General features: G+C 37.2%; 15 protein-coding genes. 9 read left to right on the top strand and 6 right to left on the bottom strand.

The genetic code is table 11. The features are described 5' to 3' along the window. Positions 1 to 596: 596 nt before the first annotated feature. A complete protein-coding gene (locus ACQKMI_RS21035; RefSeq protein WP_427492074.1) occupies positions 597 to 1,022 on the top strand; it encodes a hypothetical protein in 426 nt (141 codons plus the stop codon). A gap of 45 nt (positions 1,023 to 1,067) precedes the next feature. Here the strand turns inward: ACQKMI_RS21035 and ACQKMI_RS21030 are convergent, their stop codons facing one another. Further along, a complete protein-coding gene (locus tag ACQKMI_RS21030) occupies positions 1,068 to 2,756 on the bottom strand; it encodes a hypothetical protein (protein WP_427492072.1) in 1,689 nt (562 codons plus the stop codon). A 164-nt stretch (positions 2,757 to 2,920) separates the two neighbouring features. On the opposite strand from ACQKMI_RS21030, the gene ACQKMI_RS21025 reads away from it, so the two are divergent. From ACQKMI_RS21025 to ACQKMI_RS21015, 3 genes are all read left to right on the top strand, one after another. Further along, positions 2,921 to 3,571, top strand: coding sequence for a lysoplasmalogenase (locus tag ACQKMI_RS21025; RefSeq protein ID WP_427492070.1), 651 nt, complete (start codon positions 2,921 to 2,923; stop codon positions 3,569 to 3,571). 105 nt (positions 3,572 to 3,676) lie between these two features. Further along, positions 3,677 to 4,906 carry a peptidase T gene (gene pepT / locus ACQKMI_RS21020; protein WP_427492068.1) on the top strand — a complete coding sequence of 410 codons (1,230 nt, stop codon included), beginning with the start codon at positions 3,677 to 3,679 and terminating at the stop codon, positions 4,904 to 4,906. 89 nt (positions 4,907 to 4,995) lie between these two features. Beyond that, on the top strand, positions 4,996 to 5,958 hold the full coding sequence (locus tag ACQKMI_RS21015; RefSeq protein WP_427492067.1) for a DMT family transporter: 963 nt from the start codon (positions 4,996 to 4,998) through the stop codon (positions 5,956 to 5,958). A gap of 81 nt (positions 5,959 to 6,039) precedes the next feature. Here ACQKMI_RS21015 and ACQKMI_RS21010 read toward each other — a convergent pair whose 3' ends face one another. Further along, a complete protein-coding gene (locus ACQKMI_RS21010; RefSeq protein ID WP_427492065.1) occupies positions 6,040 to 6,519 on the bottom strand; it encodes an N-acetyltransferase family protein in 480 nt (159 codons plus the stop codon). A gap of 680 nt (positions 6,520 to 7,199) precedes the next feature. Then, complete coding sequence (locus ACQKMI_RS21005) at positions 7,200 to 7,631, bottom strand: DUF4395 domain-containing protein (RefSeq protein ID WP_427492063.1); 432 nt, start codon at positions 7,629 to 7,631, stop codon at positions 7,200 to 7,202. A 119-nt stretch (positions 7,632 to 7,750) separates the two neighbouring features. Here ACQKMI_RS21005 and ACQKMI_RS21000 point away from each other — a divergent pair, with 119 nt between their 5' ends. From ACQKMI_RS21000 to ACQKMI_RS20985, 4 genes are all read left to right on the top strand, one after another. Further along, a complete protein-coding gene (locus ACQKMI_RS21000; RefSeq protein WP_427492061.1) occupies positions 7,751 to 8,458 on the top strand; it encodes a Fe-S oxidoreductase in 708 nt (235 codons plus the stop codon). Between the two features lie 154 nt (positions 8,459 to 8,612). Beyond that, positions 8,613 to 9,104 (top strand): RNA polymerase sigma factor, encoded by a 492-nt coding sequence (locus ACQKMI_RS20995; RefSeq protein ID WP_427492059.1) that lies wholly within the window; start codon positions 8,613 to 8,615, stop codon positions 9,102 to 9,104. 5 nt (positions 9,105 to 9,109) lie between these two features. Next, on the top strand, positions 9,110 to 9,607 hold the full coding sequence (locus tag ACQKMI_RS20990; protein WP_427492057.1) for a zf-HC2 domain-containing protein: 498 nt from the start codon (positions 9,110 to 9,112) through the stop codon (positions 9,605 to 9,607). A gap of 11 nt (positions 9,608 to 9,618) precedes the next feature. After that, on the top strand, positions 9,619 to 10,266 hold the full coding sequence (locus ACQKMI_RS20985) for a YesK family protein (protein ID WP_427492079.1): 648 nt from the start codon (positions 9,619 to 9,621) through the stop codon (positions 10,264 to 10,266). A gap of 611 nt (positions 10,267 to 10,877) precedes the next feature. Here ACQKMI_RS20985 and ACQKMI_RS20980 read toward each other — a convergent pair. Beyond that, positions 10,878 to 11,558 (bottom strand): GNAT family N-acetyltransferase, encoded by a 681-nt coding sequence (locus ACQKMI_RS20980; RefSeq protein ID WP_427492055.1) that lies wholly within the window; start codon positions 11,556 to 11,558, stop codon positions 10,878 to 10,880. A 12-nt stretch (positions 11,559 to 11,570) separates the two neighbouring features. After that, positions 11,571 to 12,683, bottom strand: a complete 1,113-nt coding sequence (locus ACQKMI_RS20975) for a mandelate racemase/muconate lactonizing enzyme family protein (RefSeq protein WP_427492053.1) — start codon at positions 12,681 to 12,683, stop codon at positions 11,571 to 11,573. A gap of 80 nt (positions 12,684 to 12,763) precedes the next feature. On the opposite strand from ACQKMI_RS20975, the gene ACQKMI_RS20970 reads away from it, so the two are divergent. Beyond that, the gene (locus tag ACQKMI_RS20970) at positions 12,764 to 14,005 is read left to right on the top strand and encodes a hypothetical protein (RefSeq protein WP_427492051.1); all 1,242 of its coding nucleotides are present in this window, start codon (positions 12,764 to 12,766) and stop codon (positions 14,003 to 14,005) included. 79 nt (positions 14,006 to 14,084) lie between these two features. On the opposite strand, the gene nhaC is transcribed toward ACQKMI_RS20970, so the two are convergent. After that, complete coding sequence (gene nhaC, locus ACQKMI_RS20965; protein ID WP_427492049.1) at positions 14,085 to 15,530, bottom strand: Na+/H+ antiporter NhaC; 1,446 nt, start codon at positions 15,528 to 15,530, stop codon at positions 14,085 to 14,087. Between the last annotated feature and the right edge of the window lie 225 nt (positions 15,531 to 15,755).

The raw sequence follows: 15,755 nt of genomic DNA, 5'->3' as shown, positions 1-15,755 counted from the left end.
GTTCGTCCTGAGCCAGGATCAAACTCTCCATAAAAGAAATTTGATTAGCTCAAATTGTTTTGCTGGCATCATGTTTGATGTCCAAAATTTTGTTTCGTTCACCAACTCAAGGTTAGTTACTAAAAACTTTATTGATTACGTTTTGCTTGTTCAGTTTTCAAGGTTCATGTCATTGCCGCTTTCTCAGTAGCAACTTTTATATAATATCATGTCGTGAACTCGATGTCAACAACTAATTTATTTAATTAATTTAATTGTTGTTTTCAGTAGTTATCTTAACGACTTGTATAATACTACACCCATAATTCGAAAAGGTCAACACTTTTTCTAATATAATTTTATACTTTTTTATTTCATTGAAAAGCTTCCTATATAATAAAAACAAAAAGCCCCCCCTAATATAGTAGCGTCCAAACTAGATTATACTTAATGAAAGGTAATTAAATGAGAAAGTACATTGTTTTTTGACGTTTAGAAGAGAGAGACTTTTTTGAGGAAGAAGTTAAATCTAAGTAATTAAACAAAAAGACCCTTTCCTTTTGATATAATTCCATTAATACTAATAGGTGACCTATGCGGAAAGGAGTTATGTAAAAATGTCCTATATGAACAAAGATCTTGCTCGTACATTAGAACAACAACATAAGCGAAGTGTTAGAGGTTTGTTTTTAAAAATCCAAGACTTAAATAATAATTGTACATTATTAAGAAAACAACTTGAACTACATATCGACTTAGCCGTTTATAAGCATGCTATTGATTACGTCAATCAATTCGTTTCCCACACGACCATCCTCAACTTAAAATTCATTACAAATACACAAAATTTAGAAGTCGTTGTGTTACATACACTTTTATTAACACATATAGTAGAAAACGAAGATTCGTATACTTTTGAATATGAACATAAATTACTCCAAGGGTATATTCATGAAATATTTGCGTTAAACGATCATGCCAAAACACTTTATACGAATCACCAGGAAAAGATGCTTCATTATATGGAGTCTCAACCAACATAAAAAAGACGATCTTCGTAGCGCATTACTACTCGATCGTCTTTTATTTTATTTATTTTCGTCTATTAAACCTTTAACAATCATTGATCGAACCGGTAAGAACTGCTCTCCTGTATCACCATAAGTGAGAATGACATCATCACCTTCTTGTAAATAAATTGCAAGCGGTTCTGTTTCTGAGCTTACCAAATAATTTTCCCCGTTATTAAGTAAAAATGATACAACTGTATATTCACCAAGACGTTCCTTGTATACGCGAAGCACCTTTCCACTTACATTTTTCTCTTCTGCATGTGAGCTTCCTTCTACTGTACCTCCACCGCGACTTAAGGCTGTTTTATATAATTTCAAAGCCTCTTTAGGAGTTGTCGCATAAACGGAAATTTCAGGATTTGCCGCAGATACGATGAAATAATTTTGTAAGAAACCATTTGAGTCAAGCACCGCGGTTAGCCAGCTAGCCTCACCGTAAAAGTTATACAACACTGGCATTTCCCCAGACCATTTCTTCTCTATAAATTTCTTCTCGATAATTTGCAAGTTACCTTGTGAATCCATATAAGAAGCGTCTAAATTTCCAGTGTAATAAGTTGCTTGACCTGTTCGGGCATTTGTTAACGAATAACCAAGCATCGAATCGACACCCTCTTTAGGGCTCGTAAAGTCTGTGAAATAATACATATCGCCCTTCTCATCAAAAATTGGGCTAACATTTGACTCTGTTCCCTCATCGGAAGGAAGTTTTACGTCTTTCTTACCAAACTTACTATTCCAAAATCCGTGTACATAGTTACCGAAATAACTATTTTGTAAGCTTACTGTCTCTGGAGAAACCGCTCCATCAATAAATTCTGGTACATCCTCCAGCTTGATTACTTCTGATTTTCCTGATAGCGCATCTACAAGCACGATCCCTTTTACATCGAAGCCATTACGTGCTGAAATAAATTCACCATATGAACGGATGTAGTATGGCTTACCTTCATCATCTATTTCAAGTTGAACATCTCCACTAAAAACAAGGAATGGATGTTGTAAACGTATATGACGCTCTAAATTTGAATTTAAATAAGCAGACGGAACATACTTCATTTCCTGCTCAACAAATTTAGGATTATCCGCTGAATCTGTTGCACTCATTATAAAGTAACCAGGAGTCGTCCCGCCATTGAACCATTTAAAGAAACCAGAGAACTCAACTGGCGCTATATAAACATACTCGCCATTCACTTTTTGAATTTGTAAGCGCCCTAGCTCGTAATAACTCGTATTCGGTACTTGCCCGAACGCTTTTTTCATCTTATTGCGCGCAAATTTAGGAGGAACACTAGCTGGAGTTTGTGTTTCATCGAATGGTTTTATTTCAACCTTTTCCTTCATTTCAGCTGATTTATATTTTTCGTTCGCATTCCATAAAGGAGCTGATAATACAAACACCGCAACACCTAAACTAGCAAAAAATAAAACACCCTTTATTTTTCTTTCAATACCACTTGCAAGAAGCGCGCCACCTAATGTTAATAGAATAATAGCGGGCCAAAAAGCAAGCCAGTTTACATCCATTTTTGTCACATAGACTGTTATACTAGTAGCTAAAAATCCTAGTACAAATACACCTATAAAGAAGTATCCAATTACCTTTTTAGATCCGTCTTCTCGCTTTTTCGTTATAAGCGGTGTTAATAAAACACTCGCGATTAGTCCGATGACTGCCGAAGCTATTAATAGCTTGGTCATTTCATTCACCCTTTCTTATCTACTGTCCACTTATTTACGGCTACATACTAAAAAAGTTTCATTCATACGATGAGTATAGAAACCTTTTTGTGCATTTCTTTCACAAAAGAATAAAGGAAATTCTGACATAGATAAAGAATTTCAAAGAAAAGGAGATGAGAAATTTGTCTAAAAAAATTTTATTAACATGTATTATTTTGTTTGGTCTTTATTATATTTTTTTCTTTTCCCATATTACAGAAAGCCTGATACTTATCTTTAAAGTCATTCCAATGCTTTTAATCATTATTTTAGCCGCTACACCAAAAAATTTAGGCATTAAAAAGTATCAACTACTGATCGTCATCGGACTTGTCTTTTGTATGGTTGGTGATTATACACTACAGTGGTTTCTAATTGGGCTAACAAGTTTCTTAATCGGGCATATTTTTTATATCTTCGCCTTCTTTTCTACTAATGAACGACAAGTACCTACTTGGGCGAAGATTGTCTTACTCGTTTACGGGGTAAGTATGGCCGTGTGGATTGCAGGTACAGTGTTTTCATCAGGAGAAGTCGTGCTTGGTATCGCGGTCATTGCCTATATTTCGGTCATATTAACGATGGGTTGGACTGCGATTCGAACAGGTTCTACATTTGCAACGATTGGAGCTCTACTATTTATATCATCAGATTCCTATTTATCTATTAACAAGTTTGTAATGCCTTTACCATTTTCACATGAGGTTATTATGTTAACCTATTACGGTGCTCAAATATTAATTGCGTTAAGCATCCTTCAATATTCCGAAATCCGAAGTAAAGTGTTACAATAATATCAATTATGCCTCGGCATAATTGCGTCTGGAATCGCCAGAGGCTAGTGGGTGTTTAGACACCCTCTGAAAGAAGTTAAACATACACATTAGGAGGCCATACTTATGAAAGAACAAGTAATCGAGCGTTTAATTCGTTATGCAAAAATTGATACACAATCTGATTTCACAAGCGAAACAACTCCTTCAACTCAAAAGCAATTTGACTTATTGCATATTCTAAAAGATGAACTTACTGAAATAGGCTTAACAGATATTACATTAGATGAAAATGGTTATTTATTTGCAACACTCGAAGCAAATACAGATAAAAAAGTGCCTACTATTGGTTTTTTAGCGCACGTGGACACTACAACAGATTTTACTGGAACAAACGTTAATCCACAGCTCATTAACAATTATGATGGTGGAACGATCCAGCTAAATGAAAATCTAGCGATGTCGCCAGCAGATTTCCCTGAGCTTAAAAATTATGTAGGTCAAACGTTAATCACAACGGATGGTACGACATTATTAGGTGCTGACGACAAAGCTGGTATCGCAGAAATTATGACTGCCATGGAATACCTAGTTAAAACTCCTTCTATTAAACATGGTAAATTACGTGTAGCGTTTACGCCTGATGAAGAAATTGGTCGCGGTCCTCATAAATTTGATGTGGCTGCCTTTGGAGCAGACTATGCTTATACGATGGATGGTGGACCACTTGGCGAGCTACAATACGAAAGCTTTAACGCAGCAGGTGTAAAGGTTGTGACAAAAGGTACGAGTGTACACCCTGGTTCTGCGAAAAATAAAATGGTCAATGCTATCACAATGGCGATCGCCTTCCAAAATGAAATGCCTACTGATGCCGTACCAGAAAAAACGGAAGGCTATGAGGGCTTTATTCACTTAATGGGCTTTAACGGTGCGATTGAACATACTGAGCTTTCTTATATCGTCCGTGACCATGACCGTCAAAAGTTCGAGGCGAAAAAACAATTAATGCTTGAGGCTGCGGCAAAAATTAAAGCCCAATATGGCGAGGATGCTTTAAGCATTACAATAGAAGATCAATATTATAATATGGGTGAAAAAATTGAGCCTGTAAAAGAAATCGTTGACGTTGCACGCACAGCAATGGAACAGTTAGATATTACTCCGATTACATTACCAATCCGTGGCGGTACTGATGGTTCACAGCTTTCTTACATGGGCTTACCAACACCAAACATTTTTGCAGGCGGCGAAAATATGCACGGTAAATTTGAATATGTATCTGCAGAAACAATGGAAAAAGCAACACAAGTTATTATTGAAATCGTACAGCTCTTTGAACAACAAGGAAAATAGTAACGAAGAAGGGTTTACCCCTTCTTCGTAATTTTTTCAGAGGTAATGACTGAATTTTCAAATTACGTAAAGGTATTGAGGTGACTTTAATGAAAGAAATTGCATTAGGCATAATAGCCTCGCTTTTTTTTGCTGTTACATTTATCTTGAATCATGCAATGGAAATGCAAGGTGGTAGCTGGCTATGGAGTGCATCCCTACGCTATTTCTTTATGCTCCCGTTTTTACTTGTGATCGTCTTCTATCGAAAAGGCTTTTCCCAACTATCAGGTGAAATGAAAGCACAGCCTGTAGCTTGGCTGCTATGGAGCTTTATTGGGTTCGTATTGTTCTATGCCCCACTGACATTTGCAGCAGCATTCGGTCCTGGATGGCTCGTTTCCGGAACGTGGCAATTTACAATTGTCGCAGGCGTATTATTAGCTCCCCTATTTGTTTCAGTAGTAGCAGGGAAAACAGTACGTCAAAAAATACCGCTTATTTCATTACTAATTTCATGTGTCATTTTAGTCGGTATTTTACTGATCCAAGTACCACAAGCACAATCTGTTCCATTTGAAAGTTTAATGCTTGGCATTTTACCTGTTGTCATCGCTGCTTTTGCGTACCCTCTTGGTAACCGCAAAATGATGGAAATCTGTGGCGGACGCATCGATACATATCAACGAGTTCTTGGGATGACCATCGCCTCGATGCCCGCATGGGTTATTCTAGCCATTTATGCAATGGCAACGGTCGGGCTCCCTTCAATCAACCAAGTGATGCAATCGTTGCTTGTAGGTATAAGCTCCGGCGTCATCGCCACAACTTTATTTTTCATTGCGACCGACCGTGTTCGCAATCATCAAGGCAAGCTTGCAGCAGTTGAAGCAACACAATCGACTGAAATACTCTTTGTCATTATTGGTGAAGTATTGTTGCTCGGCATCGCATTCCCAAATCCAATTGCTCTCGCGGGTCTAGGTGTCATCATTGTTGGCATGCTATTACATAGCTACTATACGATGATACTAGGGAAAAAGAGTGCTGTTCCTAGTAGCAGTTCTACTTAGTCATATGAAAGACAAGAAATGTAAAAATGTACATTACTAAATTACTTTTTAGTAGTGTACATTTTTTTATTCTAGAGAACACTAAAATTTATAAATCATTGTTTTAGATGTCCCTACTACTTCATAATCTTTAAAGCCTAGTTTTTGATAAATATGAATGGCAGAACTATTTTCAAGGTCTACGCTAAGTGAAATGGCATTGTATCCTTCATCCCTTGCTTGTTGAATTATGTTTTGCATCAGTAAAGTTCCCACTCCTCTTCCTCTTACTTCTTTTGAAACAGCCATTCCTATTTCAGGCGTATTGCCATCAATATAACCATAGCTTTTATTATTGTCATCAAACAATCTGTACCAAACTGCACCAACAGTTTTATTTTCTGCGTCAACAGCAATCAACGCTTTGTCTCCCTTTCTCCCCCAACCTTCATGATATTTTCTTATGTCAGGCGAGTTGAGTAAAACTTCTTTTGATGGTTTATTCTCAAGAATATGGATAGATTCATATAACATATCTTGAAAGAACTCCAACTCGTTTTCGAAATTTCTAATAGTAAACATGGCATAATCACCCCTTCACCATAACGTGGAGTTGATTTCCGTTCCGGCTGGGCGCTTTCCTAGGGGCGTCCGATGAGCCGCTTAGGGCAACAGGATGTTGGTCACGAAGGCGTTATCACAGGACGTGATGCTCTTAGCCATCGTTCCCCTAGTTGCTCGCTCTAGGGTCTCGGGCCAACACGATGTTGGTCACGAAGGCGTTATCACAGGATGTGATGGTTTTAGCCTTCGTTCCTCTATTGCTGATCCCCGAGGAGTCGCCCAGCCTCCACTCCAATCAACACTAATATATGTAGCGTACATTTAAAAATATTTAACTTTCGATCTCTGCACCAAATTATTCCGATAAAATGCGATTATATTCCGATAAATCTCCGAAGTATTCCTATAAAAATGAAATCATCCCCATCTGTTTCAATCAAAAAAAGACGACTCAGTCACAACGGAATGAGTCGTCTAGAGATTTTACGTTCCCAAAAAATGAGGGGGGTTTTAGGAGCGTTATCATGAACTAGCAAACTTCTGGAGAAAAGTAGCTAAAGTCCATCCTCTCTACACTGTATTGTAGACGAGGAATAATCTTTATACGATAATGATAATCATTATCAATTATAAAGTCAACATTAATCTGAAAATTTCTCAAAGTTTTTTTAATTTCTTTCCACTGAAAGAAATTAATGTCACAATGCCTTCTTCAGCGAGCGACGATATTGCCATTGCTTTAGCTGAAAATGTAGGAAACAACCTACACAAAAGCCTGCAATTGCTACCGATGAAGCTACAGCAACCATTCCCGTAAAGATATAGCCAACCACCTGCCATTTAAGCCAGTAACCTAATATTCCACCTGCTAAACATAAGCTAGCAATACTGGAATTGAATTTTTGCTGCTGCGCATCCTCTGGTATATATGTAGATGGCGCCTTTTTTAGAAACAGCTTCCCTACTCGAATAATAGGGTTAAAATTGCATAAAACACCAAGTAAATTTGCTATTAAAGGAATTGCTAAAATCCAAAAGACACCTGTTATCCACGTTAGAATGACACTTACAAGAATCGTCCATTGATTGAGTCGAACGAGCGGCCTTGGAATTGCATGAGGCTGTGACATTTAAAAACCTACCTTTCAGATATGTTTAATGTATTTTACTATATTGCCTTCCATTTGTGAAGCGAAAATGATTAATTTATAATAAACGTAACAGATGATTGAAAGAAAAGGTGATGACAATGCCAGCATTAACGATGGATCAAGTTCGACAATTGAATTCCTATAGCATTTATACGACAGAACCAAAGCGGACATTATTTACATTAGCTGATATACATAAAGACTTTTACCATCCTGATTTTTTAAACCTGATGATGGGCATTACAGATGCAGCAACGGAAACAGCGGCTATTTCTCATTTTGCACGCCGCTACGGTATGTTTTTCGCTATGCAACTCTACATGCTTGCCGCCTATGACGAGGTGTGGGACGGTAAACCGATCGAGCTTCGCTTTGATGCAGCAAAAGAATTCGACAGTTTTACAGTGGCAATGTTTGTTAACCCAAACGATTGGCGCTATGTCGAGGAGAAAGAACGCCAAGCCGTTATTGAGAAGATTCTATATGATGGCCATGTTATTGTTCAACAGCTTCGTAAAGTAACATCTATTTCCCCTCTCACTATTTGGGAAAATTTCTTTGGATATTTACTGTGGCACTATCATGTATTGCTTTCTAATCCCGGACTAGCCGATCAAGCAATGGAGGATATTGAAACTTTAGAGGATCCTAAAACATGGGCTCGTTTCTCCAACAAATCTTGGTGGGCACAATATACAGAAGGTCAAAGCCCCACTACTTTAGTGAACGTCCCAGTACGAAAATCATGTTGTTTTTCTAAAGACATACCTGGTTTAATGGCTTGTGGATTTTGCCCGATAAAATAAAAAAGCCTTACCTCTCATATGAAAAAGAATCCATTTTGATCAATCTTTTATTCAAACTGGATTCTTTTTATTTTTTTTCTATTACTAAAAAAAATTAAAACTTTTTCCAAGTTGAGTCGTCTCTTTAGTGCGCGATATCTTACGGAGGATAAAAATGATTAATCAAAATCCATTTGAGGTGATTGAAGAGATTTACGAGGAGCATTACACATATTTGCGGAATTTTTTAATTGGATTAACTAAAAGTTATGACGTAGCCGATGACATCATTCAAGAGTTATTTGCAAAAATCTTAACAGATCCATCGAAAGTTCAAGAAGTTACTTATATGAAAAGTTGGTTAGTAAAGGTAGCCAAAAATACACTCCTCGATCATTACAAAAAAAGAAAACCAGCGCTGTTTCATGATGAAAGTGTAATTGAAAGCATATTAATTGATAATCAAACACCCGAATCAAAAGCAATCATAAATTCCCAAATTACAACTACCTTAGGTTATTTATCGACGAGTGATAAAGCCATTTTTTTAGCTAAGTTTCATTATGGTTATGATTATCAAGAAATTAGTACACTTTTGGATATACCTATCCCTACATTAAAGTCCAAGATATTTAGGATGAGAAAGCAGATGGCTAGAAAGAGGTGAAAAAGATGGAGGATTCCCAAAAGATTCATATTCTTTCGCGGGAGTTAATCTCTGTATTTGATGAGTTAGAACAAGAAACACGAGAAGTGATTTTGGAACATATTCAAGACTGTAGTGAGTGTAGACAATTATTTAATGAATTAGCTGAGGGAAATTATCCGATGTTAGAACGGAATGAAGAAGTAGAAATTAAGCCATTAAAGAAATTAGTTCAGTTTAATCATGGTCTTAAATGGTTGTTTATTTCCATTAGAGCTCTCATTTTATTTTATATCCTATATTCTTCTTTTCATTTTTACAACTGGGAACTGTCTGCAGATGCGGCCCTTGAATATATCAAAAGTGTCACTTTTATATTCTATTTCCCAGTAGCTATTTTTTTATCAGTATTCACGATTGTATTTTTTACTAAAAGGTGGATTATACCTTCAATTCTCTTTGATTTAGGGATTATATTTTTTTTAGACACATTGATATCGATTTTCTACGAATACATGGGGTGAATAAATTGGGAATGATAATTTTAGTTGGTTTCATTTTAGGGGCAAGTATTTTCCTTTTTACTTTAATAGCATTGAAAAAAACAGGAAAGTTCTACTTGGCTCCGATTGTGACATTTTTAATTGCTGTGCTCATCGTCCTATACGGATTGTTCAAAGTAGGAGGGTTCGAAGGGATGGGCTTCGGCATTCTTGGGGCATGCATTTTGTTAGCAGCCATAGTCGGGACGTTGTTACTTCCTTTTATGAAAGGCATAAAAAAGTCTGAATTTAACAAAGTAGATAAATCAATCTTATTGATAATCCCAGTCCTTATTTTTGCTATTATTGGTTGGATGATTACTTTAAATAAAGGTTATTGGATCAATGAAGAGGGCGTTATAACGGCTGGCAATGATACTCCCTCCTACTACGAGGTATCTACAATTTCTGAAGGAATGAAACAAATTCATATTCAATTAGGCGAGAGACATGAAGGAAAGCATCTGGAAATAAAAGATGTAAAGACCATAGGGAACACTGAAATTACAGTTAAGGTCGTCGATAAGGGAGATGCAAAAGAGGGGCTCCCATTTATAGAGATAGGTCTAGATAAAATTGTTGAGCCGCTAGTGGTCCAAACAACTGATGGAGAGATAATCAATTCTAAATCTAATAACTAAAAAAACTGCTTTAATGTAAATTGTAACTGTATACCTTATTAAACAATCAGGGGGCTCTTGTTAGTGCAGTTAAATACCTTACATCAAAAATTAAACAACTATATTTTTAACCCCGTCTAAATTTAGAACGGGGTTGTGCTTGTTTGAGCTTTTAAAATTAAATAACTTTATTGTTATTAATGGCTTTGTTTTTTAATCATGGCTATAATTCTATTTTGGATCAGCTTGTCACTCCTACTAGTGATGAGGAGCTGTTGATTTTTCACGGAGAGTGGCGACTCCTGCGGGATTAGCTTGAGCTGAAAGCCCCGCAGGAACGTAGTGACGAGGATAATCAATTATGCCTCGGCATAATTGCGTCCGGAATCGGCTTTGTTCTTGCACAAAGAATTCCTTTCCGATTCCGTGACATCCGCCGAAGGCTGTAACTTCTTTCAGCAGGTGTCCAAACACCTGCTGAAAGAAGTTACAGCCAAGCCCGCGGAAAGCGCCAACTCGGAGTGAAAATCAACCATTGTTTATTGATACACCTTAATTTATATATTATTCTTTTGTCGACAAGTTAAGCCTTACCCCCACAATAAGTAAAAGGTAAGGCTTTTTTCTGTTATTTATTTTTCATAAACGACGAACCAATCATTTTGATCCTCATACATAGAAGTACCTGTATACCCCTGCTTCAAAAGCTGTTGCTGACCAACTGTATCCCCCATCGATATCGACTTCTTCTCTGTAAAGATTGGTAGCTCTTGTCGCAAGTCTTTATAGAAAATATATCGTAGCTTATCTACATACTTAATTTTTAATCCCTTTACGACTAATCCTTGAGAAAATTTATCTTTTAAACTAGGGATATTATAAGGCTTGACCGTCGAGCATACATAATCATATTTTGTTAAATCGATATGACCCATGACAACTTGGGCTAATGTTTTTTGTAATCCGTAGCCACGATATGTCGGTGAGACATTCGATATTTCTTGATACAAAACTTTATGAAATTCATCCTCGCCAATCCCACAATCATAGCCAAGGTGCTCGTCGTCAACAGGAGGGTTCAATAGTGCGCGAAAGGCCATTAACTCATCCCCTACGTAAGCACCTATCATCATGCCATTGCCACTTAAAATATAGTCAAATTCCTCCGTGCTTAATGGCTGTAATATACTTTGGTCTGCTAATGATTCATAAACCTCAAGCTGTAATGTTTCAATATCTTGCAAATGCTGAAGATTTAATGGTGTCACAAAAAACGGCGTTTCCCCAAGCATACCTTCATAAATTTTCTCCATTTCGCCGCCTCCTTAGGCTGTTACAATTGTTGAGAACTTACATAATTCTTTAAGGATTTCTTCATCTACGTCGACACCTAATCCTGATTTTTCATTTAAACAGATAAATGGAACTTCATAGTGTAAGTTTCCGACATCCTTAGAGAATTTTAATGGACCTGTTAATTCTACACTTGTCATTATTTTTTTAGAGAATGCTACATGGAAGCCAGCTGCTGAACCAACTGATGATTCAACCATTGAACCGATTTGGCATTCAATGCCTGCCATTTCAGCCATAACTGCTAGTTTCATAGCAGGATAAATTCCACCGCATTTCATTAATTTAATATTTACTTTATCTGCAGCACGCTTTGCAATAATTTCACGCATTTCACGTACACCACGAAGACCTTCATCAATCATTAACGGAACATCAGATTTTGACTTCACCTCTACCATTCCATCAATATCTTCACTATCTACTGGCTGCTCTAACCAATCGATATTTAGATCTTTCAATGCACGTAAACCTTGTAATGTAGTTGACGCATTGACCCACCCTTGGTTTACATCTACACGAATAGCAATGTCCTCACCAACACGTTCACGTACCGCTTTGATACGAGCAACATCATGAGTTACCTCTGTTCCTACCTTCATTTTAAATGATTGATAGCCCATTTCTACACGATTAGCTGCCTCTTCTGCCATCGCCTCAGGTGTTCCAATGCTCAATACATGAGTAATCGGGAATTTCTCATGATAACGTCCACCTAGTAGTTGATATACTGGAACTTGTAACGCTTTCCCTGCAATATCAAAACAAGCAATGTCAATCGCTGCTTTCGCTGCTGGGACATCCTTCACTACTTTGTTCATTTTATCGTGAAGCTTTTCAAAGGCCATTGGATTTTCTCCAATGATTGCAGGCGCAAGCTGGTTCTTTAATAGCGCGTACGTGCTTTCCCACGTCTCCCCTGTTACGTGTTCATCCGGTACAGCTTCACCGTAGCCTACAATACCTGTGTCTGTCGTAACCTTCAAAATAATAGAAGGCATCGTATCATATGTAGCATAACTGATGATAAATGGATCAGTAAGTGGTAAATGGATTGCAAAAATTTCTACTTGTTGGATTTTCATTTTGATCAGTCTCCTGTATAATATAGTTGTCGCTAATACGTCGCTAATTATCGAAAAAATATAGAAAAGGAACTTTGCCTATGCCTACTAAAATAGCGGTTATCTGCTCTAAAGCATTTATGAAGCGTATAAATAGTATCGCACAAAACATAGAGAATATTCAAATAGATTTTTATCTTTACAAGCAACCTACAGAGGCACCCGTTTTGTTAAAGGAAATTAAGCCATGTGATGCACTTTTATTCGGTGGAACGTTACCCTATTTACATGCCCAGCCTGCACTGTCCGAACTGCCAATACCTTGGAATTATATAAAACAAGATGAGACGGCCATTTCTACAACTTTACTGTCCCTGATAGCAAATCAAGGAATACATTTAAACAGAGTTTCTATCGATGTTATGAATCCAGCTTTTGTGGAAAACGTTCTAACAGAAATAGAGTATTCCGGTACAAAACCATTTATTCAGCCTATTTCTATTACCGAGTCTACTCAATCTATATTGCAACAGCATGTAGCTTTATGGAATGCCAAAAGCATTGACTTTGTCATAACGAGTATTCATAGTGTGTTTGATGAATTACAGGCTCTTCAAATACCGGCAATGCGCATGTTAGATGCAACTAACTCCATTATACAATGCTTAGAGGAGACGAAATCCCAATCCCTTCTTACAAAATCCGAATCTGTGAAAGCTGTCGTTGGACTATTGGAAGCTCCTGAAAATAAACCTATAGACGATAACGTGTTAACGCAAATCACCGCAGCTACACATTCAACTTATAAAGAAATTTCACCGTATTCTTTTGAGCTATATACGACAGCCGGGCATTTGCAAAAGGCACTCGAAAAAGAGAACTTACAGAACTTATTACAACAAGCCGATCAGTCATTTAAGCTAGCATTTGGGTATGGTCATTCAATAGTTGAGGCTAACCAAAATGCAAAGAATGCATTAACATTTGCTAAACCTTGTGAAATTTATATACTTGATGAACATAAAAACTTGCTAGGTCCATTTCCTAAATCAGAAGTAAGACTAGCTTTAAAAACCGATGATCCCTACGTTTTACAAATGGCAAAGCAGACAAGCTTAAGTCCATTAAATATTTCTAAGATCATTCATTTTAGCCGGGAGCGGCAATCAGCTCAATTTACATCCCATAATCTTGCAGAATATTTACAGGTTACACGCCGCACAACAGAACGCATTATTAAAAAATTAGTGGATAACGGCTATGCTAAAGTAGTTGGTGAAGAAATGACACACCAACAAGGTCGCCCACGTACAATATATGAATTGAACTTTGCCGTCTATTGAAAATTGATAAGCTCTCGCAGATGTTTTTCCGTCCGCGAGAGCTTATCATCAGAGAAAAGTGAACTTTTAACTCTTGGATTTAGTCAGCCATGACCATATTAGCATCATCTATCTCTTGCTCTTTTTTGCGCTGCTCTGCTGCTTCCATTTCTTCAGGTGTCAGCTTAACAATCGCAAATCCGATATATGCATAAAAAATTGAAATAATAGGTACTAGGAAGTTAATAATTGCATATGGTGCGTATTCCATGGCTCCTACACCTAACGTCGCTAAAATAAAGACTCCACAAGTATTCCATGGGAAGAATACAGAAGTTAGTGTTCCTCCATCTTCTAACGCACGAGATAAGTTTTTCGAATGCAAGCCACGCTCTCGATACACATTCGCAAACATACGTGATGGAACAACAATCGAAATATACTGCTCAGAACATGTAGCATTTGTTGTAATACATGCAGCAATCGTTGAAGCAACTAGGCTTCCTGTAGATTTTGCAAATTTTACAATGACATCCATAAGTGCTTTTAACATGCCGGAATATTCTAACACCCCACCGAATGTCATAGCCACAATTGTCATTGAAACCGTATTCATCATCGAATCTAAGCCACCACGGTTAAATAGGTTGTCCACCATGTCATTGCCAGTTGAAATAACAAATCCTTCTTGTAAAGCATGTACAGCCATTGTAGGTGTGCCGCCTTGTACGAAGATTTGTAGTAAGAATCCTGAGATAATTCCGACAACTAAAGCTGGAATCGCAGGTACTTTTTTCGCTACCAATACAATTACACCAACTGGTACAAGCAATAACCAAGGAGAAATAACGAAACTTTCCTCCATTACTTTTAATGTTGTTAAAATGCTTTCTGATTTCATTGAGATATCTGCGAAGCTTCTTCCCATAATGCCAAATACAACGATTGCAATGACTAAAGCTGGAATTGTCGTATAAAGCATGTGCTTAATATGATCAAATAAGTCGGTACCTGTTAAACCTGCTGCGAGATTAGTAGTATCCGATAACGGTGACATCTTATCACCAAAATATGAACCCGAAATAACTGCGCCAGCAATCATTGCTGCAGGAATTCCCATACTTAAACCAATCCCCATACCAGCAACGCCGATTGTTGCCATCGTCGACCATGAGCTACCAATTGCCAAGGAAACAATTGAACATAACAGCATGATTGTTACTAAAAACCAAGCTGGAGAAATTAATTTTAAACCAAAGTAAATCATTGTCGCTACGACACCGCCGCCAATCCATGCGCCGATTGTCAAACCTACTAAAATAATAATAACAATTGCTGGTAAAGCTAGACGTATCCCCTTATACATCATTTCCTCAATTTCCATCCACTTAAATCCATGCATCTTGGCCACAATTGCTGCTACAGTTGTTCCAACAATAAGTGGTACGTGAGGACTTTGCTCTAACACAACTACTGTTATTAGCATAGCTATAATCATTATTGCAAAAGTCAGAACTGCCCAACGAGCACTAATTTCCTTTTTCATATATTCCATCCCCTTTTTTGCACCAGTAGCCAATCTCGGTTGTCAAAGACGCAAATATTTTTATATGTTTTTTAGCATAATATTCGAAAAATTAAAAGTCAACGCAAAAAAATTATGCTTCTCGAGCAATTTTGACTATTTTTGCGTATAAAAACGCTTTCAAATAGCTATTAGGGACAATCCAAAATATTCATACATTTCGCTAAAAAATAAAATAAAAAAAGA

The sequence above is a fragment of the Lysinibacillus sp. NPDC097214 genome, assembly GCF_050277945.1.
Lineage (GTDB): Bacteria > Bacillota > Bacilli > Bacillales_A > Planococcaceae > Lysinibacillus > Lysinibacillus xylanilyticus_B.
This window is presented reverse-complemented; position numbering and strand designations above follow the sequence as displayed.

Excerpts from the sequence above, each read along its gene's own strand:
- ACQKMI_RS21035 (WP_427492074.1), top strand. The coding sequence starts at position 597 with ATGTCCTATATGAACAAAGATCTTGCTCGTACATTAGAACAACAACAT.
- ACQKMI_RS21030 (WP_427492072.1), bottom strand. The coding sequence starts at position 2,756 with ATGACCAAGCTATTAATAGCTTCGGCAGTCATCGGACTAATCGCGAGT.
- pepT (WP_427492068.1), top strand. The coding sequence starts at position 3,677 with ATGAAAGAACAAGTAATCGAGCGTTTAATTCGTTATGCAAAAATTGAT.
- ACQKMI_RS21015 (WP_427492067.1), top strand. The coding sequence starts at position 4,996 with ATGAAAGAAATTGCATTAGGCATAATAGCCTCGCTTTTTTTTGCTGTT.
- ACQKMI_RS21010 (WP_427492065.1), bottom strand. The coding sequence starts at position 6,519 with ATGTTTACTATTAGAAATTTCGAAAACGAGTTGGAGTTCTTTCAAGAT.
- ACQKMI_RS21005 (WP_427492063.1), bottom strand. The coding sequence starts at position 7,631 with ATGTCACAGCCTCATGCAATTCCAAGGCCGCTCGTTCGACTCAATCAA.
- ACQKMI_RS21000 (WP_427492061.1), top strand. The coding sequence starts at position 7,751 with ATGCCAGCATTAACGATGGATCAAGTTCGACAATTGAATTCCTATAGC.
- ACQKMI_RS20995 (WP_427492059.1), top strand. The coding sequence starts at position 8,613 with ATGATTAATCAAAATCCATTTGAGGTGATTGAAGAGATTTACGAGGAG.
- ACQKMI_RS20990 (WP_427492057.1), top strand. The coding sequence starts at position 9,110 with ATGGAGGATTCCCAAAAGATTCATATTCTTTCGCGGGAGTTAATCTCT.
- ACQKMI_RS20985 (WP_427492079.1), top strand. The coding sequence starts at position 9,619 with ATGATAATTTTAGTTGGTTTCATTTTAGGGGCAAGTATTTTCCTTTTT.
- ACQKMI_RS20980 (WP_427492055.1), bottom strand. The coding sequence starts at position 11,558 with ATGGAGAAAATTTATGAAGGTATGCTTGGGGAAACGCCGTTTTTTGTG.
- ACQKMI_RS20975 (WP_427492053.1), bottom strand. The coding sequence starts at position 12,683 with ATGAAAATCCAACAAGTAGAAATTTTTGCAATCCATTTACCACTTACT.
- ACQKMI_RS20970 (WP_427492051.1), top strand. The coding sequence starts at position 12,764 with ATGCCTACTAAAATAGCGGTTATCTGCTCTAAAGCATTTATGAAGCGT.
- nhaC (WP_427492049.1), bottom strand. The coding sequence starts at position 15,530 with ATGAAAAAGGAAATTAGTGCTCGTTGGGCAGTTCTGACTTTTGCAATA.